Source organism: Xanthomonas sp. NCPPB 901, assembly GCF_056725085.1.
Genome location: NZ_CM161511.1, coordinates 2,402,783 through 2,428,282, shown reverse-complemented (window position 1 = coordinate 2,428,282; position 25,500 = coordinate 2,402,783). Strand labels below are relative to the sequence as shown.

Annotated in this window: 20 protein-coding genes and 1 pseudogene; 7 read left to right on the top strand and 14 right to left on the bottom strand. The window is 67.9% G+C overall.

The annotated features are described in order from the left end of the window. Nucleotides 1–41: 41 nt before the first annotated feature. Nucleotides 42–863 (bottom strand): posphoenolpyruvate synthetase regulatory kinase/phosphorylase PpsR, encoded by an 822-nt coding sequence (ppsR, locus tag AC1PME_RS10065; RefSeq protein ID WP_160947275.1) that lies wholly within the window; start codon nucleotides 861–863, stop codon nucleotides 42–44. Between the two features lie 145 nt (nucleotides 864–1,008). Here ppsR and ppsA point away from each other — a divergent pair, with 145 nt between their 5' ends. Continuing rightward, the gene (ppsA, locus tag AC1PME_RS10060) at nucleotides 1,009–3,384 is read left to right on the top strand and encodes a phosphoenolpyruvate synthase (RefSeq protein WP_307550334.1); all 2,376 of its coding nucleotides are present in this window, start codon (nucleotides 1,009–1,011) and stop codon (nucleotides 3,382–3,384) included. Next, nucleotides 3,384–4,337, top strand: coding sequence for a mechanosensitive ion channel family protein (locus AC1PME_RS10055; protein ID WP_307550332.1), 954 nt, complete (start codon nucleotides 3,384–3,386; stop codon nucleotides 4,335–4,337). Before ppsA ends, AC1PME_RS10055 begins: the two co-directional genes overlap by 1 nt. Before the next feature lie 91 nt (nucleotides 4,338–4,428). On the opposite strand, the gene orn is transcribed toward AC1PME_RS10055, so the two are convergent. From orn to mntR, 3 genes are all read right to left on the bottom strand, one after another. Beyond that, nucleotides 4,429–5,001: an oligoribonuclease gene (gene orn / locus AC1PME_RS10050; protein WP_307550330.1), complete on the bottom strand. Its 573-nt coding sequence runs from the start codon at nucleotides 4,999–5,001 to the stop codon at nucleotides 4,429–4,431. A 101-nt stretch (nucleotides 5,002–5,102) separates the two neighbouring features. After that, on the bottom strand, nucleotides 5,103–5,603 hold the full coding sequence (gene tadA / locus AC1PME_RS10045; RefSeq protein WP_481098010.1) for a tRNA adenosine(34) deaminase TadA: 501 nt from the start codon (nucleotides 5,601–5,603) through the stop codon (nucleotides 5,103–5,105). Next, on the bottom strand, nucleotides 5,600–6,064 hold the full coding sequence (gene mntR, locus AC1PME_RS10040; protein WP_254457917.1) for a manganese-binding transcriptional regulator MntR: 465 nt from the start codon (nucleotides 6,062–6,064) through the stop codon (nucleotides 5,600–5,602). Before mntR ends, tadA begins: the two co-directional genes overlap by 4 nt. 149 nt (nucleotides 6,065–6,213) lie before the next feature. Here mntR and AC1PME_RS10035 point away from each other — a divergent pair, with 149 nt between their 5' ends. Continuing rightward, a complete protein-coding gene (locus AC1PME_RS10035) occupies nucleotides 6,214–7,563 on the top strand; it encodes an Nramp family divalent metal transporter (RefSeq protein WP_481098009.1) in 1,350 nt (449 codons plus the stop codon). Nucleotides 7,564–7,711: 148 nt separating this feature from the next. On the opposite strand, the gene AC1PME_RS10030 is transcribed toward AC1PME_RS10035, so the two are convergent. After that, nucleotides 7,712–8,164 carry a VOC family protein gene (locus AC1PME_RS10030; protein WP_481098008.1) on the bottom strand — a complete coding sequence of 151 codons (453 nt, stop codon included), beginning with the start codon at nucleotides 8,162–8,164 and terminating at the stop codon, nucleotides 7,712–7,714. 81 nt (nucleotides 8,165–8,245) lie between these two features. After that, the gene (locus AC1PME_RS10025) at nucleotides 8,246–9,076 is read right to left on the bottom strand and encodes a helix-turn-helix domain-containing protein (RefSeq protein ID WP_481098007.1); all 831 of its coding nucleotides are present in this window, start codon (nucleotides 9,074–9,076) and stop codon (nucleotides 8,246–8,248) included. Nucleotides 9,077–9,637: 561 nt separating this feature from the next. Here AC1PME_RS10025 and AC1PME_RS10020 point away from each other — a divergent pair. Next, nucleotides 9,638–11,152 (top strand): MASE1 domain-containing protein, encoded by a 1,515-nt coding sequence (locus tag AC1PME_RS10020; protein ID WP_481098006.1) that lies wholly within the window; start codon nucleotides 9,638–9,640, stop codon nucleotides 11,150–11,152. On the opposite strand, the gene AC1PME_RS10015 is transcribed toward AC1PME_RS10020, so the two are convergent. The 3 genes and pseudogenes from AC1PME_RS10015 to AC1PME_RS10005 form a co-directional block, all read right to left on the bottom strand. Further along, nucleotides 11,136–11,555, bottom strand: coding sequence for a hypothetical protein (locus AC1PME_RS10015; protein ID WP_254457912.1), 420 nt, complete (start codon nucleotides 11,553–11,555; stop codon nucleotides 11,136–11,138). The two genes, AC1PME_RS10020 and AC1PME_RS10015, sit on opposite strands and share 17 nt — an antisense overlap. Nucleotides 11,556–11,730: 175 nt before the next feature. Beyond that, nucleotides 11,731–12,550 (bottom strand): annotated as a pseudogene (locus tag AC1PME_RS10010) (alpha/beta hydrolase). 53 nt (nucleotides 12,551–12,603) lie between these two features. Beyond that, nucleotides 12,604–13,521 (bottom strand): NAD(P)-dependent oxidoreductase, encoded by a 918-nt coding sequence (locus AC1PME_RS10005; RefSeq protein ID WP_481098005.1) that lies wholly within the window; start codon nucleotides 13,519–13,521, stop codon nucleotides 12,604–12,606. A gap of 148 nt (nucleotides 13,522–13,669) precedes the next feature. On the opposite strand from AC1PME_RS10005, the gene AC1PME_RS10000 reads away from it, so the two are divergent. Further along, nucleotides 13,670–14,125 carry an acetyltransferase gene (locus tag AC1PME_RS10000; RefSeq protein ID WP_481098004.1) on the top strand — a complete coding sequence of 152 codons (456 nt, stop codon included), beginning with the start codon at nucleotides 13,670–13,672 and terminating at the stop codon, nucleotides 14,123–14,125. A 96-nt stretch (nucleotides 14,126–14,221) separates the two neighbouring features. Here AC1PME_RS10000 and AC1PME_RS09995 read toward each other — a convergent pair whose 3' ends face one another. Next, nucleotides 14,222–14,770 (bottom strand): GNAT family N-acetyltransferase, encoded by a 549-nt coding sequence (locus AC1PME_RS09995; protein WP_307550311.1) that lies wholly within the window; start codon nucleotides 14,768–14,770, stop codon nucleotides 14,222–14,224. 711 nt (nucleotides 14,771–15,481) lie between these two features. Here AC1PME_RS09995 and AC1PME_RS09990 point away from each other — a divergent pair. Continuing rightward, nucleotides 15,482–16,333, top strand: a complete 852-nt coding sequence (locus AC1PME_RS09990; protein WP_481098003.1) for an AraC family transcriptional regulator — start codon at nucleotides 15,482–15,484, stop codon at nucleotides 16,331–16,333. Nucleotides 16,334–16,338: 5 nt separating this feature from the next. Here AC1PME_RS09990 and AC1PME_RS09985 read toward each other — a convergent pair whose 3' ends face one another. From AC1PME_RS09985 to AC1PME_RS09970, 4 genes are all read right to left on the bottom strand, one after another. Then, nucleotides 16,339–16,953 carry a Fur family transcriptional regulator gene (locus AC1PME_RS09985; protein ID WP_481098002.1) on the bottom strand — a complete coding sequence of 205 codons (615 nt, stop codon included), beginning with the start codon at nucleotides 16,951–16,953 and terminating at the stop codon, nucleotides 16,339–16,341. 115 nt (nucleotides 16,954–17,068) lie between these two features. Beyond that, on the bottom strand, nucleotides 17,069–18,538 hold the full coding sequence (locus tag AC1PME_RS09980; RefSeq protein ID WP_481098001.1) for an efflux transporter outer membrane subunit: 1,470 nt from the start codon (nucleotides 18,536–18,538) through the stop codon (nucleotides 17,069–17,071). Further along, nucleotides 18,525–21,617, bottom strand: a complete 3,093-nt coding sequence (locus AC1PME_RS09975; RefSeq protein ID WP_481098000.1) for an efflux RND transporter permease subunit — start codon at nucleotides 21,615–21,617, stop codon at nucleotides 18,525–18,527. The genes AC1PME_RS09980 and AC1PME_RS09975 overlap by 14 nt, the downstream gene beginning before the upstream one ends. 11 nt (nucleotides 21,618–21,628) lie before the next feature. Continuing rightward, nucleotides 21,629–22,765, bottom strand: a complete 1,137-nt coding sequence (locus AC1PME_RS09970) for an efflux RND transporter periplasmic adaptor subunit (protein WP_481097999.1) — start codon at nucleotides 22,763–22,765, stop codon at nucleotides 21,629–21,631. Nucleotides 22,766–23,113: 348 nt separating this feature from the next. Between AC1PME_RS09970 and AC1PME_RS09965 the strand changes: the two genes are divergently transcribed. Further along, entirely contained in the window at nucleotides 23,114–25,405 is a 2,292-nt protein-coding gene (locus AC1PME_RS09965) for a TonB-dependent siderophore receptor (RefSeq protein ID WP_481097998.1), read from the top strand. The last annotated feature ends 95 nt before the right edge of the window (nucleotides 25,406–25,500 follow it).

The window sequence follows — 25,500 nt, the reverse complement described above, 5'->3', positions numbered from 1 at the left end:
CCGTTTTCGCCAGGAACGGCCCCGCCCGTCGCGCTGCCCGCTCAGAACATTTCGCGCTGCAGTCCCAGCGTCGCCAGCACCTTGCTGGAAATCTCCTCGATCGAGGTGTGCGTGGTGCTCAAGGTCGGAATCCGCTCCATGCGGAACATGGTTTCGGCCGCCGCCACTTCGCGCCGGCAGGTCTCCGCATTGGAATAACGCGAATTCGGCCGCCGCTCCTGGCGGATCTGCTGCAGCCGCTCCGGATCGATGGTCAGCCCGAACAGCTTGTTGCGGTAGGGGCGCAGCCGCGGCGGCAGCCGATCGCTCTCCAGGTCCTCGTCGGTCAACGGATAGTTGGCCGCACGCACGCCGTAATGCAGCGCCAGGTAGATGCAGGTCGGGGTCTTGCCCGCGCGCGAGACCGCCACCAGGATCACGTCGGCCTCGTCGTAGGTGAGCGCGATGCCGTCGTCGTGCGCCAACGCGAAGTTCATCGCGTTGATGCGACGGTGATAGGTCTCGAAATCCACCAGACCGTGCGCCTGTCCCACCCGCGAGTGCCGCGGCGCGTTCAGTTCGCGCTCCAGCGGCTCGATGAAGGGCGCGAACACGTCGAGCATCAGCGCCCCGCTTTCGGCGAGCAGCATGCTCAGCTGCGGATCGACGCAGGAGTTGACCACGATCGGCCGGACCTGATAGCGCTCGCCCGCGGCATGGATGCGCTGCGCGGCGTCGCGGGCTTTTTCCGGATCGTCGACGAAGGACATGCGGTCGGTGACGAAGCTGAAACCGCTGAACTGGGTGAGCAGGCTATGCCCAATGGTTTCAGCGGTGATACCGGTTCCATCGGACACGTAGAACACCGGTCTGATCGTCGACATTGCCTGCATTCTCCTGGCTGAAACCCAACGGATGCGCCCGCTTCGCTTGTGCCCGCTCGGGTGCGCACTGCATCATATCGGCTTCTTCCCTCACGGACGCGGCCATTCAGCCCGCCTCGGGCGATGGCCTAACGGAGCATCGCGCTTGAACGAGAACATCCTGTGGTTGCATGAGCTGCGCCTGGCCGACCTGGCCCGCGTCGGTGGCAAGAATTCCTCCCTCGGCGAAATGATCGGCAACCTGGCGGGCCTCGGCGTCTCCGTGCCGGGCGGCTTCGCCACCACCGCCGAGGCGTTCAAGGCCTTCGTCGCCCACAACGATCTGTACCAGCGCATCTTCGACAAGCTGGCCACGCTGGACGTGGAAGACGTGGGCGCGCTCACCGCCGCCGGCAAGGAGATCCGCGGCTGGGTGATCGACGCGCCGCTGCAGCCGGAGCTGGACCAGGCGATCCGCCAGGCCTATGCGCAACTGTGCGACGAGAACGGCGGCGGCCACGTGGCCGTGGCGGTGCGCTCCTCGGCCACCGCCGAAGACCTGCCCGACGCCAGCTTCGCCGGCCAGCAGGAGACCTTCCTCAACGTGACCGGCGCCGACGACGTGGTGCACAAGGTCAAGGAAGTCTTCGCCAGCCTCTACAACGACCGCGCCATCGCCTACCGCGTGCACCACGGCTTCAAGCACGAGGACGTGTTCCTCTCGGCCGGCGTGCAGTTGATGGTGCGCTCCGGCGTCGGCGCCTCCGGCGTGCTGTTCACCCTGGATACCGAGTCCGGCTTCCGCGACGTGGTGTTCGTTACCTCGAGCTTCGGCCTCGGCGAAATGGTCGTGCAGGGCGCGGTCAATCCCGACGAGTTCTACGTCTACAAGCCGACCCTGAAGGCCGGCAAGCCGGCGATCCTGCGCCGTTCGCTGGGCAGCAAGCTGATCCGCATGGTGTATTCGGACGTGCCCGGCGAGCGCGTGCGCATCGAGGACACCCCGGCCGAGCTGCGCAACACCTTCTCGATCAACGACGAGGACGTGCAGGAACTGGCCAAGCAGGCGCTGGTGATCGAGCAGCACTATCAGCGGCCGATGGACATCGAGTGGGCGAAGGACGGCGTCAGCGGCAAGCTGTTCATCGTGCAGGCACGCCCGGAGACGGTGAAGTCGCGCGGCCATGCCACCCAGATCGAACGCTTCGCGCTGCAGCAGCGCGGCGAGGTGATCGCCGAAGGCCGTGCCATCGGCCAGAAGATCGGTGCCGGTGTCGCCCGCGTGGTGCGCAGCCTGGAGGACATGAACCGGGTGCAGCCCGGCGACGTGCTGGTCGCGGACATGACCGATCCCGATTGGGAGCCGGTGATGAAGCGCGCCTCGGCGATCGTCACTAACCGCGGCGGCCGCACCTGCCACGCGGCGATCATCGCCCGCGAACTGGGCGTGCCGGCGGTGGTCGGCACCGGCAACGCGATGGAACTGGTCGAGGACGGCAAGGAAGTGACGGTCAGCTGCGCCGAAGGCGACACCGGCTACATCTATGGCGAGCGCCTGCCGTTCGAGCGCACCACCACGGATCTGGGCAACATGCCGCCGGCGCCGCTGAAGATCATGATGAACGTGGCCAACCCGGAGCGCGCATTCGACTTCGGCCAGCTGCCCAACGCCGGCATCGGCCTGGCGCGCCTGGAAATGATCATCGCCGCGCACATCGGCATCCATCCCAACGCACTGTTGGAGTACGCCAAGCAGGACGCGGCGACCAAGAAGAAGATCGACGAGAAGATCGCCGGTTACGCCGATCCGGTGAGCTTCTACGTCAACCGCCTGGCCGAAGGCATCGCCACGCTGACCGCGTCGGTGGCGCCGCACCCGGTGATCGTGCGCCTGTCGGACTTCAAGTCCAACGAGTACGCCAACCTGATCGGCGGCAGCAACTACGAGCCGCACGAAGAGAACCCGATGATCGGCTTCCGCGGCGCCAGCCGCTACGTCGATCCGAGCTTCGCCGCCGCGTTCGCGCTGGAATGCAAGGCCGTGCTCAAGGTCCGCAACGAGATGGGCCTGGACAACATGTGGGTGATGATCCCGTTCGTGCGCACCCTCGAGGAGGGTCGCAAGGTCGTCGAGGTGCTGGCCAGCAACGGCCTGCGCCAGGGCGAGAACGGCCTGAAGATCATCATGATGTGCGAGGTGCCGTCGAACGCGCTGCTGGCCGAGGAATTCCTGGACATCTTCGACGGCTTCTCGATCGGCTCCAACGACCTGACCCAGCTGACCCTGGGCCTGGATCGCGACTCCTCGATCGTGGCGCACCTGTTCGACGAGCGCAATCCGGCGGTCAAGAAGATGCTGTCGATGGCGATCAAGGCCGCGCGCGCCAAGGGCAAGTACGTGGGCATCTGCGGCCAGGGTCCGTCGGATCACCCGGACCTGGCCGAGTGGCTGATGCAGGAAGGCATCGAGTCGGTGTCGCTGAACCCCGACACCGTGGTCGACACCTGGCTGCGCCTGGCCAAGCTGAAGAGCAAGGGCTGATGGCGATGGCGCAGTCGTGGCTGACGGCCCTGACCGCGGCCGCCGCTCCGGCGGCGCCGGCCACGCGCCCGCTCGACTGGCGGGCGCTGGACTGGTCGCAGTACGCGCTCAACTGGAGCGTGGCGATCCTGATCCTGGTGGTCGGGATGTGGATCGCCAAGCGCCTGAGCCTGTGGCTGCAGCGCGCCCTGCTGCGCGCGCGGGTGGAAACCACGCTCAGCAACTTCCTGCGCAATGTCGCCTACGCGCTGATGCTGGTGCTGGTGCTGGTCACCGCGCTGCAGAAGATCGGCGTGCCGCCGACCTCGCTGTTCGCCGTGCTCGGCGCCGCCGGCCTGGCGGTGGGCCTGGCGCTGAAGGACTCGCTGTCCAACATCGCCTCCGGGGTGATGCTGATCGTGCTGCGGCCGATGCGCGACGGCGACCACGTGGTGGTGGCCGGCCAGGAAGGCGTGGTGGACGAGATCCGGATCTTCCAGACCCGCATCCGCACCTTCGACGAGCGCATGGTGACCCTGCCCAACAGCACCATCACCACCGCGCCGATCGTCAACTACAGCACCCTGCCCAACCGGCGCCTGGAGATCACCGTCGGCGTCGGCTACGGCGACGACCTGAAGAAGGCGCAGGAACTGTTGCTGCAGATCGCCAAGGACAATCCGAACATCCTGAAGACGCCCGCCCCGTTCGTGCAGGTCACCAACCTGGGCGAGAGCACGGTGGACCTGATGCTGTTCGGCTACGCCAAGAACGGCGATTTCGGCGCGGCCAAGAGCACCACGCTGGAACAGATCCGCAACCAGTTGCTGGAGAACGGGCTGAGCATTCCGTATCCGCAGCGCGACCTGCACGTGTACCACCACGATGCCGACGGCCGCCCGATCGCCGAGCTTCTGACGAAGGGCGTCACCGACGACGGCGAGACCAAGCCGGGCCCGCCGCTGGCGCGCTGAGCGGCGGCATCCCCCTTTCTGTGTTCCCTGCATCCGCCCGACGCGCGTCGGGCGGCGTGTCGCATGCGCCCGCAGGCGTCCGGACCGCGGATCAGCCCTCGCCCTGCCCGCCCAGCCTGCCCATGAACGGACGGTAGTAGCGCAGTTCGGCGATGGAGTCGTGCACGTCGCTGAGCGCGGTGTGCGAGGAGGCCTTGGTCAGGCCGGCCGACACCGTCGGCGCCCAGCGCCGCGCCAGTTCCTTCAGCGTCGACACGTCCAGGTTGCGGTAGTGGAAGAAGCGCTCCAGCCGCGGCATCTGCCGATGCAGGAAGCGCCGGTCCTGGCAGATCGAGTTGCCGCACATCGGCGAGGTGCCGGGCTTGCACCACTGGGTCAGGAACGCCATGGTCTCGGCCTCGGCCTGGGCCAGGGTGACCTTGCTGTCGAGCACGCGCTGCCACAGGCCGGAATGGCGGTGCTGGTTGCGGTTCCACTCGTCCATCGCCTCCAGCGTCTGCAGCGGATGGGCGATGGCGAACTCCGGGCCTTCGGCCAGCACGTTGAGCTGGGCGTCGGTCACCACCGTGGCGATTTCGATGATCGAATCGCGATCGGTATCCAAGCCGGTCATTTCCAGATCGATCCAGATCAGCCGATCGTTCGCCACGTGCGCTTGCGCCATATCACCGTCCTGTCGTTCGCGGCGGCGAGGCCGGCGCGGAAGTGTCGTATCAGCCTTCAATGATACCGTGCGGCCTGTGCGATCGGCAGGGGCCCGATGCCTCAACCGCCGAGCAGCGGCTTGCCGCGCTTGGCGCGGAAGTAGTTGGTCAGGCGCAAGCTGGCCTCCGTCGCCAGCACGCCGCCGCGGACCTGCACGCGATGGTTGTGGCGCGGGTCGGCGAGCAGGTCGAACACGCTGCCGCAGGCGCCGGTCTTGGGATCGGTGGCGGCGTAGACCAGCTCCGCCACCCGCGCGTGCACCACCGCCATCGCGCACATCGCGCATGGCTCCAGGGTCACGTACAGGCGGCTGCCGACCAGGCGGTGGTTGCCGAGCCGGCGGCCGGCCTGGCGCAGCGCGACGATCTCGGCGTGCGCGCTGGGATCGTGCTCGGCGATGTTGAGGTTCCATCCCTCGCCCAGTACCTCATCGTCGGCCGAGACCAGCACCGCGCCGACCGGGATCTCGTCGAACTCGCGCTCGGCGCGCTCGGCCAGGGCCAGCGCGTGGCGCATCCAGTGCTCGTCGCGCGCCCGTTGCGCATCGTCGCCGACGCTCATCGCGCCGCGCCGTGCTTGCGCACGAACTCGGCGAACACCGTCAGCGTCGCTTCGCTGACGTGGTGTTCGATGCCCTCGGCATCGCGGCGCGCGGTATCCGCGTCGATGCCCAGGGCCAGCAGGAACTGCTCCACCGTCTGGTGGCGCTGCCGGCTGGCCGCGGCCAGCGCCTCGCCCTCGGCGGTCAGGAACACCCCGCGATACGGACGCTGCACCACCCAGCCGCCCTTGACCAGGCGCTTGAGCATCTTGGCCACGGTCGGCTGGGCCACGCCCAGGCGCGCGGCGATATCCACCTGCCGCGCTTCGCCGCCGTCGGCGAGCAGGTCGGAAATCAGCTCCACGTAATCCTCGATCAGCTCCAGGCGGTGCGCCTCGCGCACCTGGCGGAAGCTTTCGACCTGCACCTCGGCGTCGAGCAGCACCGCCTGCGGCGCCATCGACTTCCCGCTTTTCTGCATCGCAACGCCCTTGTCCGGTGCCGGCGCCCCGCCGGCCACCTGCCTATTCTGGCCGAAATCCTGGCTATCGCAGCGATTTGAATTGCCAATGCTAATCCATATAGCACCTGCTATATACTCGTTCGCACCCCGCCCACCCCGTCGCCGCCATGGCCGTTCCCCTGCCCCTTCCCCAATCCGCCGACGCCCAGGCCAGTCGTGGCGAGGCCCGGCCCAGCCTGGGCGCCATGCACGCCAGCGTCGCCGTGCCGCGCGGCGGACTGGGCTGGCGCCGCTTCCTGGCCTTCCTCGGGCCGGGCTACATGGTCTCGGTCGGCTACATGGACCCCGGCAACTGGGCGACCGACATCGCCGGCGGCTCGCACTTCGGCTACCTGCTGCTGTCGGTGATCCTGCTCTCCAACCTGATGGCGATCGTGCTGCAGGGCCTGGCCGCGCGCCTGGGCATCGCCACCGGCCTCGACCTGGCCCAGGCCTGCCGCGCGCACTACTCCAAGCCGGTGAACCTGCTGCTGTGGCTGGCCTGCGAGGCGGCGATCGTCGCCTGCGACCTGGCCGAGGTGATCGGCACCGCGATCGCGCTGAAGCTGCTGTTCGGCATCCCGCTGACCGCCGGCGCGATCATCACCTCGATCGACGCGCTGCTGGTGCTGTACCTGATGCGCCGCGGCTTCCGTGCGCTGGAGGCGTTCGTGATCGCCCTGCTGACGGTGATCTTCGTCTGCTTTCTGGTGCAGATCGTGCTGGCCGCGCCGCCGCTGCGCGAGGTGCTGGCCGGCTTCATCCCGCGCACGCAGGTGGTGACCGACCCGGCCGCGCTGTACCTGGCGATCGGCATCATCGGCGCGACGGTGATGCCGCACAACCTGTACCTGCACTCTTCGATCGTGCAGACCCGCGCCTACGAACGCACCGACCAGGGCCGTCGTTCGGCGCTGCGTTGGGCGCTGGCCGACAGCACCATCGCGCTGAGCCTGGCGCTGTTCGTCAACGCCGCGATCCTGATCCTCGCCGCCGCGGTGTTCCATGCCCACGGCCGTACCGACGTGCAGGAGATCGAGCAGGCCCACGAACTGCTGGCGCCGATGCTCGGCGTCGGCCTGGCCTCCACCCTGTTCGCGGTGGCGCTGCTGGCCTCCGGCATCAACTCCACCGTCACCGCCACCCTGGCCGGGCAGATCGTGATGGAAGGCTTCCTGCACCTGCGCCTGCCGTCGTGGGCGCGGCGCCTGCTGACCCGCGGCCTGGCGATCATCCCCGTGGTCGCGGTGACCTCGCTGTACGGCGAACAGGGCACCGCCAAGCTGCTGGTGTTGAGCCAGGTGGTGCTGTCGATGCAGTTGCCGTTCGCGGTGATCCCGCTGGTGCGCTTCGTCACCGACAAGCGCCGCATGGGCCCGTTGGTGGTGCGTCGCGGGCTGGCCTGGCTGGCCTGGGCGATCGCCGCGCTGATCGTGGTGCTGAACCTGAAGCTGCTGGCGGATATCTTGCTGCACTGAGCGCGGGGCAGCCGCAGCGCGCCGGGTGCGCGCGCCTGCCGAGCCTGGCCCGCGTTCCCGCATCAGTGCATTCAAGGCACATCGGGCGGGTTGCTGGGTAAAGCTGCGCACATGGCCGTGCTGCCCGGCCATGTGCGCCGCCTCCCGCTCATGTCTTGGCCGACGTATCGAACAAGGCCGTGTAGCGCCGCTGCATCTCCTGCGGCGTCACCGACTCGATCGCGTGGCCGATCAGCCAGCGGTGACCGAAGGGATCGCGCACCGTGCCGGAGCGTTCGCCGTAGAAGTGGTCCTGCATCCCGCGCTCGAGCGTGCCGCCGGCGGCGACCGCGCGGGCGACCAGCGCGTCGGCATCGTCCACATGCAGGTGCAGCGTCACCGGCGTGGCGCCGAGATGTTCGGGGCTGCGCACGCCCATGTCCGGATATTCTTCCGACAGCATCAACGTGTGGCCGTCGAGATCCACCTCGGCATGGCCGACGCGCCCGTCCGGCTCGGTCAGGCGGAACAGTTCGCGCGCGCCGAATGCACGCGCGTAGAAGTCCATCGCCGCGGCGGCATCGCGCACGCACAGGTAGGCATAGAGTTCGTGGATCGCCATGACAGGTCCTTGTGTGGAGTGCAGGCCCATTGTGGAACCCTGCGCATGCGGCGTCTTGCAGGAAATTGACCTGCGCCGCGCTCAGCGCGGCACGTGCCGTGGCGCGGCCGGGTCCGCCATGCGACGCCAGGCGGACGGCGCGACACCGGCCACGCTGCGGAAGGTATTGGTCAGATGCGCCTGATCGGCGAAGCCGCTGGCGGCCGCGATCTCGGCCCAGCCCAGCGATCGGTCGCAGGCCAGTTCCAGCGCATGCGAGAAGCGCTGCAGCCGCAGCCATGCGTTCGGTGCCAGGCCGGTCGCCTGCCGGAACAGGGCGATGCAGTGCCGATGGCTGAGCCCGCTGGCGCGCACCATGGTCTCCACGCGCAGCCCCGGCTGCCAGGCGCGCAGAAGCATTGGCGCCAGCGCTGGATGCAGCAGCGGCGGCCGGCCACCGGCACGCGCGATCAACCACTGCTCGAATGCCGCCAGTCGCGCCGGCGCGTCGGCGCCTGCATGCAGCCGCTCCAGCAGCGCGTCGACCTCGCCGGCGGACAGCAGCAGTTCCAGCGGCGTGTGGTGCCCGGCCAGCGCCGATTCCGGCACGCCGAGCAGCACGCCCGTGGCGCCGGGACGCAGCATCGCACCGACCGAGACCGCGGGCTGTGCGACATCGCGCACGTGGTACGCCATGCGGACGCCCCCCACCACCGCATGGCCCAGGCAATGGCCGCGCAGGTCGGCCGCGTGGTCGAACACCCGCAGCGGCGCGCCGCCGATGCGCACGGCCAGATGCGTGGCGCCGGTCGGCAGCACATGCTCGCGCGCGTGCGGCCGCACCGCCGCCGACACTGGCGCGGGATCGTGTGCCCACACCGACGTCACCAGGCCGCGCAATGCGGGAACGGGAGGTCGATGCACGGAAGCCATGGCCCGATGCTACGCCTCCCCCTGCCCTGTCGATAGACGCCTCGGCGCCGTCTTCAACCCGGTGACCGGAGGACTGCCGTGCGCGCTCGGCCACGCCCTCGCCGGCATCGATCCGGTGCGATGATGACGGAACATCGAGGACGCTCTTCGGCATGACATGCACGGCGTGCCCGGGACGGCCTGGTCGAATCCGTTGTGGCAGGACGCCAGCATTGCTGAAGCCCCTCGGCGCTTGGCGGTCGCTGTCCTGCGTCGAGTATCGCCTGGCCGTGCAGCGCCGGCGCGGCCGCGCTCGCATGGCGCGGCATCGAAGCAGGCAAGCACGTGTCGCTGCATGCGCGAGCGCGAGCGGTAAGCAGGACGCCGTCGGTGCAGCGTCGAAATGCTGGAAGTGGCAATGCCGCCGCAGCTGCCGAATCCGGCGCGAGACGAACGATCGCGCTAGGGTGCATCCACCCACCGCTTGCGACACACCGCACACGGCTGTCTACAACAGCAACTGTCTACCCTCGACACCGATCCGGCTTATACAGTAGCCGCGACACACCACGGATGGCGGGGATGGCCGCGGGAAGAGACATCGCCAGAGGCGTTCTACTCAGCGTTGCCTACTGCGCCACCTTCCTGCTGGCCTGGCGCTGCTCCGTGGACCAGTGGTATCTGCCGGCGGGCGTGCGCGTCGCCAGCCTGCTGTTTTCCCCCGTCCGGCGCTGGCCGTGGTTGATGGCGGGCGATGCCGCCGCGCTGCTGACGCTGCGGATCCCCATGAGCGGCACCTGGGGCGCGAGTGCGGCCTGGGCGTACCTGAGTCCGTTCCTGCTGATGCCGGCCGTGGCGCTGCTGCCGGTCCTGGCGCATCAGCGCATCCCGGATCTGGCGCGCAACGATCACTGGCTGCTGCCGCTGATCCTGGCGACCGCGCTGTGGAGCACGCTCTGCAACATCGCGATCAACACCGCGCTGGGCGGCCCGGCCGGGCCGGCGCCGCTGGACGTGCTGCTGCGCTACTGGCTCGGCGATTACCTGGGCAGCTTGATGTTCGTGCTGCCGGCGCTGCTGTGGTTGCGCCGCGACGAGCCGATCAGCATGCGCGCCTCGCTGCTGCACGAGGGTCTGGCCTGCATCGCCGCGGTGGTGGCGCTGTCGGCGGCGATCGCCGTCGTCGGCGACGCCGTGCTGCGGCAGGTGCTGATGGTGCTGCTGGTGGTCCCGGCGATCGTGCTGACGCTGCGCCATGGCTGGCGCGGTGCGGCACTCGGCGTGGTCCTGGCGAACGTCGCCGTGGCCTTGTCCATGCCCAAGGTCGTCGCACCGGGCATGCACGATGCCGATGCGTTCGTGGTGCAGATCCTGCTCGCCGCCACGGCCACGGTGATGTTCGCGTTCGGCGCGCGGATCTCCGCCGCCTACCGGCACATGCGCGAGGACGGGCGCCTGCGCGAGCAGGCGCTGGCCTTCGCCCAGGCCGGCTACCTGTCCGCCGAACGTACGTTGCGCCGGCGGGTGGTCGACTACACCGACCTCAGCACGCAGATCAACAAGCTGCGCCGCGACGTGGTGGAGGATCTGCGCGCGCGCGGCCACTACGCCGCCGCCATGCAGATGACCCGCACCGGCATGATCCAGGCGAAGCTGCTGGACGATTACGTCACCGCGCTCTACCCGCTCGGCATCGAAACGCATGGCCTGTACCACACCCTGCGTTCGTCGAGCTTCGGCAATCTCTGCGCCACCGAGTTCCGCTGCAGCCTGCAGGGCGATCCGCGGCGCCTGTCGCTGGGCCTGCAACTGGTGGCGTATCGCTGCATTCTCGACGCCATCGAGACGCTGCCGGTGGCGCACACCCATCTGTTGCGCGCGCGGGTATGGAGCGCCCGGGGACGGCACGGCATCGCCATCCGCATTACCGCCGATGCCGCCATGCTGAGCGCGTTGCGGCGCCGCTCGGCGGAGCCCGAGCGGGAACTGGCGGTGCGGCTGCAGGCGCATGGCGGCACCTGCCGGCGCCGCCATGCGCTGAGCTTCAGCTTCCTGGTGTCGGAAAGCCGCGCCGCTCGCCTCACTCCACCGCGGTGACCTCCCACGCGTCGCCGCGCGCCTGCGTGCGCACGCGCACCACCACATCCGCGCTCCGATAGACCACGCGGGCCGGCGTCGCAGGCGAGGCCGTCAGCGACACGCGCGCCACGTCGCTGCCCATCGGCAGTACCCATAGCGTCTTGCCGATGCGGCCGACCGCGGCGCGGACCACGCCGTTGGCGTCGTTGATCTGCACGTAGTTCACGCCATCGCGCGAGAACTCGTAGATGCGCCAGGACGCATCGGTGGCCAGATTCAGCGCCCTGGGCACGCTCTCCCCCAGGCCCTTGCCGACGACCCCATGCCCGCCGGAGGGGCAGCACGACTGCGCCTGCGCCTGAAAGGACAGCGCCAGTCCCGCCGCGACCACGATTGCCAAGCCCTTCGCCTTCGTCTTCATTCCATCGTTCCTTTCCCACCCGGGGAGTTCCGCCTGCGTCTCAGGCTGGATCAAGGTACGTGGTCCGGGACGGGAAGCGGTTGACAAACACCATCACGAAGACAACGTGCGGCCGATCGCGGCGATACGGCCGCGCGCCCCGCGATCCGACCGTCGCCGCGGCCCATCCGCTGGCCTATCCGGCGCCAGGCCGCTCGACATCGGCGAGCGCATCGCGCAAGAACGCCACGGAACGGTCGGCCACCAAGCCCGCCAGCGGCGTTCGGTGCGGCGAACCGATGGCATGCGCCCCGTGGCGAACGCCTGCACGCGTTTGCGCCCCGGCGGCGTCCCCAGCGACGCGAACATGGCCAGCATCGCCGGCACGGACACAGTCCGGTCTTCTGCGCCCTCCAGGCCGCGGCAGTAACCCAGGAACACCGGACAGCCGACGCGCGGCCAGGGCGGTTCGGCGGCGTACTTGCGGAACGTCTCGCGCAGCGTACGGAAGCCCTCGGGATGAATCGCACTGGACCAATACGCCTGGACGGCCGGCGTACGTTGCCGGCCGTCGACCCAGGGCGCGTGCGCGGCGCAATGTCGATCCAGCAGCGCCGGGTCGGCAGCCTGGATGCCCGGCGACCACGCCACGACGACGGCAACCTCGGCGGGCCGCACCGCCGCCAGCCAGAGCGCCAAGGTGGCACCGAGCGAGCTTCCGACGATGCCCACCCGATCCCCCATCGTGCGGACCTGGTCGAGCGCCGCGCATGCGGAGGCCTCCAGGCGCGCGCTGCTCAGCCCGCGTATCGCATCGGGTGCGGCCTCGCCATGGCCTGGCCAGCGAAGCACGTACAGATTGGCCGCCAGCGCGTCGGCCATGCGCTCAGGCAGCCGCCGGCTTCGCCGGGACTTGCCGAAACCCCATGCAGGTAGAGCAGCGCGACGGGAGTACGCGCGCCCTGCCCCAGGCGCCAGTGCGCTCTCGCCTGCGTCCCGGGCTTCGGAGGCGGCACGCCGCCGCCATCGCGCAGTTGGGCTTCCACGCCAGTCCCGCCGCCTTCTCGCGTCACTGCCCGGCGCCGACGCGCTCGACGCTCGACAGTGCGGCGGTCCGCGCCTCGATTGCGCGAACGACCGCGATCATGTCGTCGTCGCCAAGCCCCAAGGCCTGCGTCTCCGCATAGAGGGCGAGGCAAGCATCCATCTGCGGCGACGCGATGGCCGCCTCGCGGGCCGCGTCGACGATCAGGCGGCTGTTCTTCAGCACGTCCGAGATGCCCGCCTGCCGCGCGAAGTCCCGATCCCTGGCTTTGGCGGCCTTGATCCGCGATACCTCGCTCGCCATCGGGCCGGCATCGAGGATCGCCGCAAACCGGTCCAGATCGAGGCCGTGGCGCGCGGCAAAATGCGTCGCCTCGGCGAGGCCGGTCACCATGGTGATCAGAAACACATTGATCGCCAGCTTCATCCGCAATGCGTTCGGAGCCGGACCGCAATCGAACATCGTCCGGCACATGGGCGCGAGCAGCGGCCTGACTGCGGCAACGTCGTCCGGTGCGCCCGCCAGCATCCCGACAAGCGCGCCGTCCTCCGCAGGCCGGCGCGAGCCCGAGACCGGCGCCTCCACATAACGCCCGCCTGCGTCCTGGATCGCCTGCGCCAGCGCCAGCGAGTAGGCCGGGCGCATCGTGCCCATCGCCACGATCCTGCGGCCGGCGACACGCGGCGCAAAATCCGGCGATGCGCGCGCGAGAACCGCGTCCGTCGCGGCCTCGTCCGCGAGCATCAGGACGACGGTTTCGGCATGCGCGAAGACATCGGCGGCGCCAGGCATGGCCGTCGCACCGAGCGCCAGCAACGGCGTGCAACGTGCTGCGGAGCGGTTCCAGACGATCAGCGGCATCCCCGCACGCGCCAGCGTGGTGGCCATCGGCAGCCCCATCGTGCCGAGTCCGATGAAGCCGAGCGGCGTCGATCCAGTCATCGCGTTCTCCTGTTTCCCGAAAGGCTAGCCCATCCCGGACGACTTTAGAATTTGCGCTGTCCGCCGTGTCGATTTCACGATCCGCATGGATGGCAACTGCGCTGCGAGAGCGCAGCGCTGCACCCCTTCGAGAGGTTCTACCGACATGATGAAATGCAAGACCACCACGCTCGGGATAAGACGCTCCCGCCCCGATGAGGGAGATCGCGCACTGCAGATCTGGCGCGACGCGGTCGCGGCGACCCACGACTTCCTGTCGCCGCCGGATCGCCTGGCGATCGAGGCACTGGTGCGCGGGTTTCTTCCGCAGGCCCCGCTCTGGTTCGCCGTGGATGCGCGCGACCATCCGCTGGCGTTCATGCTGATCGACGATGGGCATCTGCAGGCGCTGTTCGTCGACCCCGCGTATCGCGGGACCGGCGTGGGGGCGGCGCTCGTGCGCCACGGGCTGGCGCTGCATCCGCGCATGACGACCGACGTCAACGAACAGAACCACCAGGCCGTCGGCTTCTACGAAAGGATGGGCTTCAGGCGCACAGGCCGTTCCCCGTTCGACGACCAGGGCAAGCCGTATCCGCTGATCCACCTGGAATATGCGCGATGAGCGGCCTGCGGTACGGGTGAGTGCCGACCGTGGATGGTTGGTCGAGGAACAGCGCTTGGCTTCGGCGTCCTCGTGTGGGCGCACGCCATGCCCCGGCTACCCAGCCGTTCCAGCGCTCCACTCCTCGGCCAGCAGCCCATAGATGAGCGCATCGCGGAGACCGATGTGGGTACGCCATTCGGCCCGCAAGCGGCCCTCCAGGCGGAAGCCGAGCGCCGTGAGCAATGCGATGGAGGGCCGGTTGTCCGGATCGGTATCGGCGAAGAGGCGCCGCTGTCCCTCGGCGAACAACTGCTCGATCAACAAGGCGACCGCTTCGCGCGCATACCCGCGCCCCTGCGCCTCGCGTGCGAGCAGGTAGCCGATTTCGGCCACGCCTTCGCGCCTCTGCCCGGCCGCCACGAACCCGATCGCGCGGGCCTGGCCCGCCGGCACGATCGCCCAAGCACGCCAGTTCGCATGCCCATCGGCGGCGAAGGCATCGCGCAGCTCTTCGACACGCGCGAACGGAGCGCGCGACCACCAGCGCATGCTGGCCGGATCGGACATCGTCGGGAACAACGCGTCGGCGTCGGACGCCTGGCGCGGACGCAGCGACAGGCGCTTCTGCGCGGCAGGATTCCAAGAAGCATGCTTGTCGATCACTGTCTTCGCACCTGTGCCTGTCGATCCATGTTGCATCCGGGACGACCTCATCCAGAAAACCAACTGCCGCAGCCCCGAGGCAGATCGGTCGCGTTCACCGTCGTGGTCACGATCAGCCCTCGGATACTGCGCGAAACGTCTCCATCTTTTCAATGCGCGACACCGCATCACCGCGCATTTCGGTCTTCGGGCCGGTGGTCCGCGTCGTCCCAAGGTTAGGCCTTGGATTCGCGACCAGCGACCAGCGGCCTCCAACGGGTCCAGTCGATCGCGCGAGACGAGGTCCTCCAGCCGCGAAACCGCTTCGTTGCCAAGCGAGGTGTTACGCAAAACGGCCACTGCGTCTTCTGGCAACCGGCGCATCAGGGCCTGGCGCATCCGCCTCAGCCCATCGGATGCCGTGTTCACGGATCCCCACATCCCAACGGGCATCGCCATTGGATGCCTGCGATCCGATGCAGCGCACAGCCCGCGCAAGAACCGCCGCGCGCCCCTGCCCGTTTCCACCGCGCAGCCGACACGAAAACAGGCGGCGCCCCCGCCATCGAGGCAGGGCGTCTATGCGATCCGCGCGACATCCCCCGCAAGCCGTGATCCTGCAGCGCCATGACGTCAACAAACCGCACAACGGTCGGATGCAATCAGAAAAATTTTCTAATAGTATTATTCAAAACAGACAGCCCCCCACGGCGGCACCAGTCCCAGCGCACCATGTCGAGCGTTGCCATCACCGAAATCATTGAGCCCCTGGACGTCGACAACGTTCCGCGCCCCGTCGTCGCCCTGAGTGCCACCTCGGTGACAAAGGACTGGGAAAATGCCCGGCATCGGCACCACAAGGCGCAGCTGATCTACTCCGTTCGCGGTGTCCTGAATTGCGAAATCGAAGACGGCGTCTGGATCGTGCCGCCGCAGTGCGCCATCTGGATTCCCGGCGACCTGCCCCACGCGGCACGCGGGTCGGGCGAAACCGAGTGCCATTGCCTGTTCGTCGATCCCGCCGCCGCCGCCGATCTTCCGACAGCCTGCTGCACCATTGCGGTATCGCCCCTGCTGCGCGAGCTGCTGCTGAAGGTGGCCGGCTTTCCTGCCTTGTACCCGCTGGGAGGGCGGGAAGATCGGCTGATTGCCGCCTTGCTCGACGAGCTGGTGGAAGCGCCGGTCGAGGACCTGCATCTGCCCATGCCGCGCGACGCCCGATTGCGCCGCCTCGCGGAACTGCTGCTGGCCGACCCAACGGACAAGACCTCGAAGGCCGTTTGGGCGACCCGCATCGGCATGAGCGAGCGCAGCATGAGCCGCCTGCTGCTGCACGAAATCGGCATGAGCTTCGGGCGCTGGCGCCGGCAACTGCACGTCATCCTGGCGCTTCAGCGCTTGACCAAGGGGGACAGCGTGCAGACGGTGGCGTTGGAACTGGGATACGAAAACGCCAGCGGGTTCGTCACCATGTTCCGCAAGGCCGTCGGCAAGCCGCCGGCACGCTATCTTTCCGACCGCAGGAACGGCGCCGAGCTTGCTCCCGTGCCCGGCATCGTGCTGCCCAACGACATCTCGCATTGATCGGATCAGGCCCGCCTGGTTGGTGACCTTCGATCGTCCTCTGCCACCCCATGCGCCGCAGTGCGGAGTTGCCCGCACCGCGCACACGTGGTGGTGATGGTGAAGACCGTCTCGGCGTCGAGCACGAAGCCCTCCTTCCCGGCAAGCGACCGCAGGTGCGCACGCAACACGGGGTCTTCGATGAACACCAGTCGCGCGCCACAACGACAGCGCAGCGTGTCGTGGCGCGCGGTCAGCAGGTCGGGCTTGATCGCGTAGAACGCACGCCCGCGCGTGCCTTCCGTGCGAACCAGCAAGCCGGCGCCCCACAGATCGTGCAGCGCGCGATACACCGATCCCGGCGTAAGGCGATCGCGCCCACCGCTCAGGAGGCGGTACACCCGGCTGGCATCGAGACAACTCGGCGCCGCCTGCTCCAAGGCGCGCAAGACATCGGCACGCGCGGGCGTCGGTCGCAGCTTGTGCGCGATCAGGCGCCGTTCCTGCGCCGCCACCGGCGATCCGGCGTCGGCATCGGCCGCCGCCGTAGGCTTCGCCTTGTGGTTGCCCGACTGCGGCGTCTTGCGTCCGAAGGATGCAATCAGATCCACGATCCGGGGCGTTTCATCGCAGGGCTCCATTCCATCTTCCTTTGCTGTGCCAGATCTCCGACATTCGAAAACGCGGAGCGGCGTGGCGTGGGTAACTCGGGAGAAGCGCGATGACGGGAGGCCAGCGCGCCGGTACGCACAGGTGCTACCGTGTCGCAGGCTGCTCCCATCCTCCACCCAGCGCCTTGAACACGCTGACGCGTGCGGAACCCACGCGCTGGTCGGCAGTGGTCACTTGCAACCTCGCGTCGATCAGGCTGCTCTGCGCTACGAGCACGTCGAGATAGCTGATCGAGCCGGCGCGATAGCGCTGATCCGCCAACCGGAAGGCGTTCTCGGCCCGGTCACGCGCTTCGATCAGCGCCTCGCGCTGCTGCATCGCGGCACCGTAGGCGCTCAACGATTGCTCGGACTCCTTCAGCGCGTTCAACACTGTCCCGTCGAAGCCGGCCAACGCGCCGTCGGCTTGCGCCTTGGCCTGCGCGATGCGGCTGCGTGCGACCATCGTGTTGGGAAAGCTCCAGGAGATCAGCGGTCCCAACGAGAACGACCAGGTACGATTGCTCCTCAGAAAATCGTTGCGCAGGTAGCTACCCGACGCCCCCAGCGTGACGCGCGGATAGAGGTCGGCCACCGCCACGCCAATCCGTGCCGTATCGGCGGCCAGTTGCCGCTCGGCCTGGCGCACGTCCGGGCGGCGACGCAAAAGCGCGGCGCCATCGCCGATCGGCAGTGCCTGCGCCATCTCCGGCGCCCTGTTGCAGGTACGCGCGGCGTCGGGCACGTGCGAGGGCGTGCGGCCCAGCAGCGCGGCCAGCTCGAACAATGCCGCCTCCCGCTGCCCCTGCAACGGCGGCAAGATCGCCCGGGCCTGCGCCAACGTGACGCCGGCACGCTCCACGTCCAGATGCGACGCCGCGCCGGCGTGTTCCTGACGGCTGACCAGTTCCAGGCTGTGCTGGGCCAGCGCAATGGACGAGCGCGCGACGTCGATGGACTCGCCATAGGTGCAGGCGTCCACATAGGCTCTCGTCGTCTCGGCGACGACAACGACCTTGGCGGCATCATGCGCGGCCGCGACCGCATCGGTGTCGTCGCGTGCGGCCTCGATGTCGCGTCTGACCCGGCCGAACAGGTCGACTTCGTAGGCGACGTCGAGTCCGCCGCTCTCGCTCCATTGCGTGGGTGCCCGGCCGGCTCCCGTCCATGTGGTCTGGTCGCGGCCGTAGCGTGCGCCAGCCGACACCTCGGTCGAGGGGAACAGGCCGCCACGGGCTTCCCTGTAGACGGCCCTTGCACGGTCGAGGTTGGCGAGGCTGACCCGCAGATCGGAATTGGCCGACAGGGCTTCCTGCACCAACGTATCGAGCGCGGGATCCTTGTACAGCCGCCACCAGTCCGGCGGTGGCGACGCGGCGGCGTCCATATCGGCCGGCTGGCTGACGAAGGCGCCTGCAGCGGTGTGCGGCGTGACCGGCGGACGGTAATCAGGACCACTGGCGCAGCCAGCGGTGACACCGGCAGCGACGACCGCCATCAACATCGCGCGGCCAGGAAGTCGCGTGGTTGCACGCGAGGCAGTCGGCATGCGAAAGATCCGTTCAGAGCGCGACATCGGGAGCCTCCGCGGTCGCGAGTTCGCGGGCGCGCGGACTTTCCGCCGCTGCGCGGTGATCCTTGGCGATGAAGCTGTAGATGGTGGGCAGCACGAACAGCGTGAAGAAGGTGCCGACCAGCATGCCCATCACCACCACGATGCCGATGGAGAAGCGGCTGGCCGAGCCCGCGCCGTCCGCGAACAGCAAGGGCACCAGCCCCGCGACCATCGCCGCCGTGGTCATCAACACCGGGCGCATGCGTACCGCCGCCGCTTTCTCGATCGCCTCGATGCGGCTCAGGTTGTCGTGGTGCTGGATATGGTTGGCGAACGTGACCATCAGGATGCCATGCTTGGAGATCAGCCCGATCAAGGTGACCAGTCCGATCTGGGTGTAGATGTTGAGCGTCGCGTAGCCGAGCCACAGCGGCACCAGCGCGCCGCAGACCGCCAGCGGCACCGTCACCAGGATCACCAGCGGATCACGCAGGCTCTCGAACTGCGCCGCCAGCACCAGGAAGATGACCACCAGGGCGAAGCAGAACGACACCAGCAGGCGATTGCCTTCCTGTACGAACTGGCGGCTGTCGCTGAGCCAGTCCACGCTGGTGCCGGGGGGCAGCGGCTGCGACTGCAGGAAGGCGACCGCCTCGCCCATGCTCACGCCGGGGGCCGGCAGCATTTCCAGCGTGGCCGAATTCATCTGGCCGAACTGGGTGAGCTGGTTGGCCTGCGGACGCATCTCGACGCGGGTGACGGTCGACAGCGGCACCAGCGCGCCGGAGGTCGTCTTGACGTAGAAACGCCCGAGATCCTCCGGGGTCATGCGTTCGCTGCCGCGCACCTGCGGGATCACGTCGTAGGAGCGGTCGTGGAAGTTGAAGCGGTTGACGTAGTTTTCGCCGACCAGCACGGCCAAGGTGTCGGCGATCGACTGCATGCTCACGCCCATTTCGCTGGCCTTCGCATTGTCGATCGTGACGTGCGCCTGCGGGCTGTCGAAGGACAGGTCGTTCTGCACATAGAGGAACAGGCCACTGGCATACGCCGCGGTCTTGATCTTCTCGCCGGTCTCGTACAGCGCCTTGAAGTCATCGGGCGAGCGCAGCACCATCTGCACCGGCAGCCCGCCGCTGGAGCCGGGCAACGGCGGTAGCTGCACGGCGGTCAGCGTCTCGCCGTCGATGGCGCCGCCGGCGGCCTGGATCTGGCCTTGGATGTCGGCGGCCGATCGCGTGCGTTGCGACCAGTCCTTGAGGATCGCGCCGCCGACCATCATGTTCTGGCCGCCGGCATAGTCGCCGATGTTCATGAAGCTGCTGTCGAACTCGTGAATCGACTCGAACAGCGTCTCGATCTGCTGGGCGTAGCGCGCGGTGTAACCGACGCCTGCATACTGCGGCGCCTTGGTGACGACAATGACCACGCCCTGGTCTTCGGTCGGCGCCAGCTCGTGGCGGGTACCGGCGAACAACACCACGATCGCCGCCAGCACGACCGCGCCGACCAGCAGGACCGCGCCGCGCGCGGCCAGCGTGTGGGCCAGCAGGCGTCCATAGAACGCGGTCAAGCCCTCCATGGCGTGTTCGATCCGCTTCGCCAGCCGCCCTTCGCCCTGCTTGGAACTGAGCAGCATCGAACTCATCACCGGCGAGAGCGTCAAGGCGACGATCCCAGAGACGATGACCGAACCGGCCAGGGTGAAGGCGAATTCCTTGAACAGCGCGCCGGTCAGCCCCCCCATCATGCCGATGGGCGCATACACCGCCGCGAGCGTGATGGTCATGGCGATCACCGGCCCGACGATCTCGCGGGCGCCGAGCAATGCCGCGCGCACCGGCGTCAACCCCTCCTCGATGTGGCGATGGATGTTCTCCACCACGACGATGGCATCGTCCACCACCAGGCCGATCGCCAGCACCATCGCCAACAGGGTCAGCAGATTGATCGAGAAGCCGCAGGCCAGCATCAGCGCCGCCGTGCCGATCAGCGACAGCGGAATGGTGACCACCGGAATGATCACCGCGCGGAAGGTGCCGAGGAACAGGAAGATCACCACGATGACGATCACGATCGCTTCGATCAGCGTGTGCTTCACCTCCTCGATGGAGGCATTGACGAAGCGCGCCACGTCGTAATTCGGCGCGACGGTCAACCCCGGCGGCGCCATCGCGCGAATCTTGGGCAGCAATGCGTTGGCCTGCTTGACGATCTCCAGGGGGTTGCCATCGGGCGTGGGTTGGATGGCGACGAAGATCGCAGGCACGCCGGTCGCGAACGACAGGTTGTTGTAGTTCTGGCCTCCGACCTCGACGGTGGCGACATCCGACAGCCGCACCACGCCGCCGCCGGGACTGGACTTGACGACCATCTGGCGGAAGTCCTCCACGCCGCGCAGGTCGGTAGCCGCGCTGATGTTGGTGATGGTCAGCGAACTCTTCAGTTGGCCCGGCGCGGCCTGCACATTGTTGGCGCGCAGCGCGGCCGAAATCTCGCCGGCCGACAGCCCATGCGCGGCCAAGCGGACCGGATCGATCCAGATGCGCATGGCCAGCGACTGCCCGCCGAAGACGTCGGCCGAGGCCACCCCGGGAATGCTGGTGAACAGCGGCTGCGCCACCCGGGACGCGAAATCCGTCACCTGCGGGACCGAGAGCGTCTTGCTGTAGAAGGCGATGTACTGCACCGCCGTTCCGCCCTCGGTGGACTTGCTGATGACCGGATCGGTGACGCCCGCCGGCAACTGGTACTTGACCTGCTGCACCTTGGCGAGCACTTCGGTCATCGTGCGATCGGCGTTGGCGTTGAGCACCAGACGCGCCTTGATCTCGCTCTTGCCCTGCTTGGTGGTCGAACTGAGGTATTCGATGCCGCTGGCCGTGGCGATGGATTGCGCGATCGGCGTGGTGACGAATCCCTGCATCACGTCCTGGGTCGCGCCCGGAAGCGACGTGCTGACCGTGATGGTGGCGTTCTCCAGGTAGGGGTACTGCCGGACCGGCAGGAGGAAGACGGCGGTGGCGCCCATCAGCAGGATCAGCAGACTGACGACCAGTGCGAGGATCGGGCGGCGGATGAAGATGTCGGTGAACTGCATGGCGCCGTCCTCTACCGTGCGCCAGCGGCGGAGGCGACCGCCTTGCCCGCAGGCGGCATCGCGGGCGCTGGCGCATTGATCTTCACCATCGCCCCCGGCGGCAGCCGGTTCTGCCCGGCCATCACCACGATGTCGCCGGCCTTGACCCCCTGGGTCACGACGACGTCTTCGCCGAGTCGGCGCCCGGTGACGACCGGCACGGCGACCGCCTTGCCGATTCCCTGCGCGTTGGCATCGCGCACCAGCACCACGCTGTCGCCGGAAGCGGATGTCTGGATGGCGGTCAGCGGCAAGACAATGCCGTCGGCCTTGATCGGCAAAGTCAGCCGGGTCGTCGCATACATTCCAGACTTCAGGAGTCGATCGGCGTTGGGCAGCAGTGCCTGCACGACCACGTTGCGGGTTTCGCCGTCGATGCGCGGCTCGATGCTGCTGATGCTGCCGGTGAACACCTTGTCCGGCGCGGCGTCCACGCTGACCTGCACCGCCATGCCCGGCGCCAGCTTCGGCAAGTCCTGCTGGGGAAGCGTGAAGTCCACGTAGAGCGGGTCGAGCTGGGTCAGCGTGGCGATCGCATCGCCGGCGTTGAGGTACTGGCCGGGATTGATGCGCCGGATGCCGATCTGGCCGGAGAATGGCGCACGTATGCTCTTCTGCTGGATCCTTGCGTCCAACTGTCGCACTGCCGCCGCGGCCTGGGCGGCCTCCGCTTTGTGTTGTTCGAACACCTCGCGCGGTTCGGCGCCGGTGGGGGCCAACTCCTGCGAGCGCCGCAGTTGCGCCTGGGCGAAATCGGCCTTTGCCGCCGCCGCCGCACGATCCGCTTGTTCGGGAGCGTCATAGAGCTGCACCAACGCCGCGCCCTCCTTGACGGTCTGGCCGGCTTCGAAATGGATGGCGGTCACGCGGCCCGAGGTGTCGGGAGCCAGCAGCACTTCGCGCACGGCTCGCACGTTGCCGACGGCCTGCAACTCGTCGGCCACAGCACGGGATTGGGCGCGGATCGTCGAGACCGGCAACGGCGGCATGCCATGGGCGTCGGCGCCGCTGCCACGGGTGGCGCGCCAGGCATAAAGCAGGCCGAAGACCACGACCAGGCCGACGACGCCGATGGCAATGGGCTTGGCGCGGGAGAGAGAGGCGCTCATGCACGGCCTCCTTGCGCGTACGAGGTCAGGGACGCGCGCCACCGGTGGCGGCGCGCCATTGCGCGGAAGCAAAGCAAGTGCATTGGGGGGTGTCCTCGATAAGAAGCAGCGCCTGCTCAGCCGAGCAGGCACGCGCGGCCGACAGGTGGCAAACCACGATGACGCGCAGCCTAGCCAGGAGTGGCCAGAACCACATTGCGACATCAGGTCAACATATTGCGCATTACGGCCAGCGCCGACGCGCGATGACGAATGACCTGAATGAATAACAATCTGGCCCAGATTCGCCATCGAGCCAGCGCGCCACGTTGTTAAATGGCACGTCTAAACGCTAATGAGTATTATTTGATGTGCGATTTCACGGATGCTGGCACGTCCCAGCGGCAAATCGGTTGGCGCGCCTTCCCTGCTGCACTGCATGAACGCAAGCCCGCGTCCCGCAACCTGCTGGGCGTCGCGGTGGGGGCGGCCATCCTCGTCAGCGCGCAGAACGCATTCGCCGCCGAGTCGGCGCAGCGATCGAACGAGGCCGGAGAAAACACGCCCCACGAAACGCAGACCTTGCCGGCCGTCAAGGTCACGCGCCGCACGGATGCGGCCGCGACCGAAGGAACCGGCTCCTACACCACGGGCGAGACGGCGGCGGCCACGCGCCTGCCGCTGTCGCTGCGGGACACGCCGCAGTCGGTCACGGTGATCACGCGCCAACGCATGGACGACCAGCAACTGACGTCGGTGCAGGGCGTGCTGGAGAACACCACCGGGATCGCGTCGTATCAGTCCGACAGCGAACGCACGAGTTTCTACTCGCGCGGATTTCTGATCAACAACCTGCAGTACGACGGCATTCCCACGGTGGTCGGCAACATCGTCAACGGCAGCGGCATCGGTTCGCTCGATACCGCGTTCTACGACCGTGTCGAGGTCGTGCGCGGCGCCTCCGGCCTGCTGACCGGCACCGGCAATCCCTCGGCCGCCATCAATCTTGTGCGCAAACGTCCGACCCCGGAATTCTCGGCGTCCGCCTCGCTGGGCGCGGGGAGTTGGGACACCTACCGGGGAATGGCCGACGTCTCCACGCCGTTGACCCAGGACGGCCGCATCCGCGCGCGCGCGGTGGGCACGTACCAGGACGGCCATTCGTACCTCGACCGCTACAAACCGCAGAGGAAATCGTTCTACGGCATCATCGAGGCGGATCTGACCGCGGACACGACGCTGAGTGTGGGCGTCGACTATCAGGACATCACGCCGAAGGGCGCCACCTGGGGCGGCATGCCGCTGTGGTTCAGCGACGGCACGCAGGCGGAGTACCCGCGCTCCAGCAGCTATTCCCAGGACTGGAGCCGTTGGGACACCACGCTCAAAACCGGGTTTGCCGAGATCGAGCATCGCTTCGGCAACGGCTGGACGCTCCGCGCCGTCGCGAACCAGTACCGCACGGACTACGACGCCGAGCTGCTCGGCCTGGTCGGCCGCCCCGATCGCGCCACGGGACTGGGCGTCTACCCCAACGGGGCATATCCGGTCGCGCTGGCGTCCGACGGGCGGAGCCGGCAAAACACCGTCGATGCGATGGCCAGCGGCCCGTTCGAACTGCTGGGCCGCCAGCACGATCTGGTGCTGGGGGCGACGAGCTCGCGCCGCACCGCCAGCCAGCGCGACATCGCGCCCTTCTATGCGGGCTTCATGCCGGTCGATGTGTATGACCTGAGCCAACCCTATCCTCGGCCCGACTTCGCCGCCATGACCTGGATACCCACCGGCACCCGGATCAAGCAGAGCGGTGTCTATGGCGCAGCCCGCTTTTCCCTGGCCGATCCACTGCACCTCATCGTCGGCGGCCGCGTCAGCAACTACGACATCGACGACACCGCCGGCAACAACAGGCTGCACTACAAGAAAACGGGCGAGTTCACCCCGTATGCGGGCTTGATCTACGACCTCGATACGACCTACTCGGCCTACGTCAGCTACACCGGCATCTTCAACCCGCAAACGGATTACCGGGACAGCAAGGGCAACGTGCTCACGCCGTCCAAGGGAAAAACCAAGGAACTCGGCCTGAAGGGCAACTACCTCGACGGACGCCTGAATGCGTCGATCGCCGTGTTCGAAACCACGCTGGACAACGCGGCGCAGAGCGTCGCCGGGACCTATACGCCAGGCGGCGCGCAAGCCTACAAAGGCGCCGACGGGACAAAGTCGCGCGGCATCGAGCTGGACCTGCAAGGCGAGTTGGCGCAGGGCTGGAACATCGCTGCAGGCATCGCGCACTTCACCGCGGAAGATGGCGATGGCGTCCGCCTGAATTCGCAACTCCCGCGCACCACGGCCCAGCTCTTCACCACCTACCGATTGCCGGGTGCGGGGAGCAAGTTGACGCTGGGCGGCGGCGTCAAATGGCAAAGCCGCATCTACGAGGCGCCCAATACCGGCACCAGTTCACTGGGCGGGGAACAGCGTTCCTATGCCCTCGCCTCCCTGCTGGCGCGCTACGCCATCACGCAGAAGGCCCATCTGGCCGTGAACGTCAACAACGTTTTCGACAAGAAATACGCGCTGCAGAAGGGCGACTTCGACACCGTGAGTTACGGCGCACCGCGCAACGTGATGGTGACGCTGGACTACACGTATTGATGCGCTCGCAGGCAATGCGTCATGCGGTTGAGAACCCGCCGTCATCCCGCCATCGATTTCAGAGAACCCACCCATGCCACTTCAGCCCTCCACCC

Bases quoted from the DNA above. Each gene is read 5' to 3' on its own strand.
- AC1PME_RS10035 (WP_481098009.1), top strand. From the start codon at position 6,214: ATGGCCGTTCCCCTGCCCCTTCCCCAATCCGCCGACGCCCAGGCCAGT.
- orn (WP_307550330.1), bottom strand. From the start codon at position 5,001: ATGGCGCAAGCGCACGTGGCGAACGATCGGCTGATCTGGATCGATCTG.
- tadA (WP_481098010.1), bottom strand. From the start codon at position 5,603: ATGAGCGTCGGCGACGATGCGCAACGGGCGCGCGACGAGCACTGGATG.
- AC1PME_RS10005 (WP_481098005.1), bottom strand. From the start codon at position 13,521: ATGACTGGATCGACGCCGCTCGGCTTCATCGGACTCGGCACGATGGGG.
- AC1PME_RS10015 (WP_254457912.1), bottom strand. From the start codon at position 11,555: ATGAAGACGAAGGCGAAGGGCTTGGCAATCGTGGTCGCGGCGGGACTG.
- mntR (WP_254457917.1), bottom strand. From the start codon at position 6,064: ATGCAGAAAAGCGGGAAGTCGATGGCGCCGCAGGCGGTGCTGCTCGAC.
- AC1PME_RS10020 (WP_481098006.1), top strand. From the start codon at position 9,638: ATGGCCGCGGGAAGAGACATCGCCAGAGGCGTTCTACTCAGCGTTGCC.
- AC1PME_RS10055 (WP_307550332.1), top strand. From the start codon at position 3,384: ATGGCGATGGCGCAGTCGTGGCTGACGGCCCTGACCGCGGCCGCCGCT.
- AC1PME_RS09970 (WP_481097999.1), bottom strand. From the start codon at position 22,765: ATGAGCGCCTCTCTCTCCCGCGCCAAGCCCATTGCCATCGGCGTCGTC.
- AC1PME_RS09980 (WP_481098001.1), bottom strand. From the start codon at position 18,538: ATGTCGCGCTCTGAACGGATCTTTCGCATGCCGACTGCCTCGCGTGCA.
- AC1PME_RS09975 (WP_481098000.1), bottom strand. From the start codon at position 21,617: ATGCAGTTCACCGACATCTTCATCCGCCGCCCGATCCTCGCACTGGTC.
- AC1PME_RS10025 (WP_481098007.1), bottom strand. From the start codon at position 9,076: ATGGCTTCCGTGCATCGACCTCCCGTTCCCGCATTGCGCGGCCTGGTG.
- AC1PME_RS10000 (WP_481098004.1), top strand. From the start codon at position 13,670: ATGAAATGCAAGACCACCACGCTCGGGATAAGACGCTCCCGCCCCGAT.
- AC1PME_RS10030 (WP_481098008.1), bottom strand. From the start codon at position 8,164: ATGGCGATCCACGAACTCTATGCCTACCTGTGCGTGCGCGATGCCGCC.
- AC1PME_RS09965 (WP_481097998.1), top strand. From the start codon at position 23,114: ATGTGCGATTTCACGGATGCTGGCACGTCCCAGCGGCAAATCGGTTGG.
- AC1PME_RS09985 (WP_481098002.1), bottom strand. From the start codon at position 16,953: ATGGAGCCCTGCGATGAAACGCCCCGGATCGTGGATCTGATTGCATCC.
- AC1PME_RS09990 (WP_481098003.1), top strand. From the start codon at position 15,482: ATGTCGAGCGTTGCCATCACCGAAATCATTGAGCCCCTGGACGTCGAC.
- ppsR (WP_160947275.1), bottom strand. From the start codon at position 863: ATGTCGACGATCAGACCGGTGTTCTACGTGTCCGATGGAACCGGTATC.